Origin of the sequence: Anabaena sp. CA = ATCC 33047, from assembly GCF_963870205.1 — a bacterium.
Classification (GTDB): Bacteria; Cyanobacteriota; Cyanobacteriia; order Cyanobacteriales; family Nostocaceae; genus Trichormus.
On the sequence record NZ_CAWMSA010000037.1, the window covers coordinates 1 to 514 of the forward strand.

Annotated in this window: 2 tRNA genes and 1 rRNA gene; all 3 read right to left on the bottom strand. The window is 47.5% G+C overall.

The window, feature by feature from the left end:
- Positions 1-108 precede the first annotated feature (108 nt).
- Positions 109-181 (bottom strand) — tRNA-Ala (locus AACS98_RS09305).
- A gap of 84 nt (positions 182-265) precedes the next feature.
- Positions 266-339, bottom strand: a tRNA-Ile gene (locus AACS98_RS09310).
- Positions 340-459: 120 nt separating this feature from the next.
- Positions 460-514 (bottom strand): 16S ribosomal RNA (locus tag AACS98_RS09315); the annotation flags it as partial.

The window sequence follows — 514 nt, forward strand, 5'->3', positions numbered from 1 at the left end:
TTTCAAGGTTCTGGCTGGATACAAACCCAGCAGTCTAACTATTAATTCATCTAGCTAGTTGCTGAATTTTCTTCCCTGTTCTTTCTTAGCTTTTTCACCTTAGACAGGTGGAGGTTAGCGGACTCGAACCGCTGACATCCTGCTTGCAAAGCAGGCGCTCTACCAACTGAGCTAAACCCCCAGAATTCAGTTCTCAGTTCTCAGTTCTCAGTCATCAGTTTTTTTGCTGACCACTGTTTACTGTTCACTGTTCACTGTTTTCAGGTGGGCCATCCTGGACTCGAACCAGGGACCTCACCCTTATCAGGGGTGCGCTCTAACCACCTGAGCTAATAGCCCATATCCGAACCACTTCATAGTTTGAAAGCCCAACAATTCCTGCGACCGACCTAGAGTAGACCAATCTCTTCTTCTATTCGCTCTTCACTTTCGATTTCTGAGTTGGGTAGGTCTCCCTAAAAAGGAGGTGATCCAGCCACACCTTCCGGTACGGCTACCTTGTTACGACTTCACC